The organism is Staphylococcus sp. McC-251-APC-3A2, assembly GCF_009695665.1.
GTDB classification, from domain to species: domain Bacteria; phylum Bacillota; class Bacilli; order Staphylococcales; family Staphylococcaceae; genus Staphylococcus; species Staphylococcus cohnii.
Window position 1 is genome coordinate 1 of sequence record NZ_VUNO01000018.1, and the last position, 3,163, is coordinate 3,163.

A 3,163-nucleotide genomic window follows, 5' to 3' on the forward strand; every position below is an offset into this window, starting at 1 on the left:
TATTATACATTCAAAACTAGATAGTAAGTAAAATTTAGTTCAACCAACAAAACTTTTAAATTTGATTAAGTCTTCGATCGATTAGTATTCGTCAGCTCCACATATCGCTATGCTTCCACCTCGAACCTATTAACCTCATCATCTTTGAGGGATCTTATAACCGAAGTTGGGAAATCTCATCTTGAGGGGGGCTTCATGCTTAGATGCTTTCAGCACTTATCCCGTCCATACATAGCTACCCAGCGATGCCGTTGGCACGACAACTGGTACACCAGAGGTATGTCCATCCCGGTCCTCTCGTACTAAGGACAGCTCCTCTCAAATTTCCTACGCCCACGACGGATAGGGACCGAACTGTCTCACGACGTTCTGAACCCAGCTCGCGTACCGCTTTAATGGGCGAACAGCCCAACCCTTGGGACCGACTACAGCCCCAGGATGCGATGAGCCGACATCGAGGTGCCAAACCTCCCCGTCGATGTGAACTCTTGGGGGAGATAAGCCTGTTATCCCCGGGGTAGCTTTTATCCGTTGAGCGATGGCCCTTCCATGCGGAACCACCGGATCACTAAGTCCGTCTTTCGACCCTGCTCGACTTGTAAGTCTCGCAGTCAAGCTTCCTTGTGCCTTTACACTCTATGAATGATTTCCAACCATTCTGAGGAAACCTTTGAGCGCCTCCGTTACTCTTTAGGAGGCGACCGCCCCAGTCAAACTGTCCATCTGACACTGTCTCCCACCATGATTAATGGTGCGGGTTAGAAATCCAATACAGCGAGGGTAGTATCCCACCAACGCCTCCACGTAAGCTAGCGCTCACGTATCTAAGGCTCCTACCTATCCTGTACAAGCTGTACCGAATTTCAATATCAGACTACAGTAAAGCTCCACGGGGTCTTTCCGTCCTGTCGCGGGTAACCTGCATCTTCACAGGTACTATGATTTCACCGAGTCTCTCGTTGAGACAGTGCCCAAATCGTTACGCCTTTCGTGCGGGTCGGAACTTACCCGACAAGGAATTTCGCTACCTTAGGACCGTTATAGTTACGGCCGCCGTTTACTGGGGCTTCGATTCGTAGCTTCGCAGAAGCTAACCACTCCTCTTAACCTTCCAGCACCGGGCAGGCGTCAGCCCCTATACATCACCTTACGGTTTAGCAGAGACCTGTGTTTTTGATAAACAGTCGCTTGGGCCTATTCACTGCGGCTCTCCTGGGCGTGAACCCTAAAGAGCACCCCTTCTCCCGAAGTTACGGGGTCATTTTGCCGAGTTCCTTAACGAGAGTTCGCTCGCTCACCTTAGAATTCTCATCTTGACTACCTGTGTCGGTTTGCGGTACGGGCACCATAAATCTAGCTAGAGGCTTTTCTCGGCAGTGTGAAATCAACGACTCGAGGAAACAATTTCCTCTCCCCATCACAGCTTGACCTTAAGAGTGCCGGATTTGCCTAACACTCAGTCTTACTGCTTGGACGTACAATCCAATCGTACGCTTCGCCTATCCTACTGCGTCCCCCCATCGCTTAAAACGATTCATGGTGGTACAGGAATATCAACCTGTTATCCATCGCCTACGCCTATCGGCCTCAGCTTAGGACCCGACTAACCCAGAGCGGACGAGCCTTCCTCTGGAAACCTTAGTCAATCGGTGGACGGGATTCTCACCCGTCTTTCGCTACTCACACCGGCATTCTCACTTCTAAGCGCTCCACATGTCCTTACGATCATGCTTCAACGCCCTTAGAACGCTCTCCTACCATTGTCCTACGGACAATCCACAGCTTCGGTAATATGTTTAGCCCCGGTACATTTTCGGCGCAGTGTCACTCGACTAGTGAGCTATTACGCACTCTTTAAATGATGGCTGCTTCTAAGCCAACATACTAGTTGTCTGGGCAACGCCACATCCTTTTCCACTTAACATATATTTTGGGACCTTAGCTGGTGGTCTGGGCTGTTTCCCTTTCGAACACGGACCTTATCACCCGCGTTCTGACTCCCAAGTTAAATTGATTGGCATTCGGAGTTTGTCTGAATTCGGTAACCCGATAAGGGCCCCTCGTCCAAACAGTGCTCTACCTCCAATAATCATCACTTGAGGCTAGCCCTAAAGCTATTTCGGAGAGAACCAGCTATCTCCAGGTTCGATTGGAATTTCTCCGCTACCCTCAACTCATCCGCTCACTTTTCAACGTAAGTCGGTTCGGTCCTCCATTCAGTGTTACCTGAACTTCAACCTGGTCAAGGGTAGATCACCTGGTTTCGGGTCTACGACCAAATACTCAACGCCCTATTCAGACTCGCTTTCGCTACGGCTCCACATTCACTGCTTAACCTTGCATCAAATCGTAACTCGCCGGTTCATTCTACAAAAGGCACGCCATCACCCATTAACGGGCTCTGACTACTTGTAAGCACACGGTTTCAAGTTCTCTTTCACTCCCCTTCCGGGGTACTTTTCACCTTTCCCTCACGGTACTGGTTCACTATCGGTCACTAGAGAGTATTTAGCCTTGGGAGATGGTCCTCCCGGATTCCGACGGAATTTCTCGTGTTCCGTCGTACTCAGGATCCACTCAAGAGAGAACAGATTTTCGACTACAGGATTATTACCTTCTTTGATGCATCTTTCCAGATGCTTCGTCTAATCTATTCCTTTGTAACTCCGTATAGAGTGTCCTACAACCCCAACAAGCAAGCTCGTTGGTTTGGGCTATTCCCGTTTCGCTCGCCGCTACTCAGGGAATCGATTTTTCTTTCTCTTCCTGCGGGTACTAAGATGTTTCAGTTCTCCGCGTCTACCTTCGATACGCTATGTATTTACGTATCGATAATACGACATAACTCGTATTGGGTTTCCCCATTCGGAAATCTTTGGATCACAGCTTACTTACAGCTCCCCAAAGCATATCGTCGTTAGTAACGTCCTTCATCGGCTTCTAGTGCCAAGGCATCCACCGTGCGCCCTTAATAACTTAATCTATTTGCTTTCAACTCGACAACCGTCGGTTGAAAACCCAAAATGTTATTAATCTGTGAGTGTTCTTTCGAACACTAGCGATTATTTCTTTTTGAATTCAAGCTTATTTAAAACTCTTATTCACTCGGTTTTGCTTGGTAAAATCATAAATTTTACTTACTTATCTAGTTTTCAATGTACAA

General features: G+C 48.1%; 1 rRNA gene. It reads right to left on the reverse strand.

What is annotated here, in order from left to right:
- Window positions 1-61: 61 nt before the first annotated feature.
- Window positions 62-2,982, reverse strand: a 23S ribosomal RNA gene (locus FYJ81_RS12940).
- Window positions 2,983-3,163 lie beyond the last annotated feature (181 nt).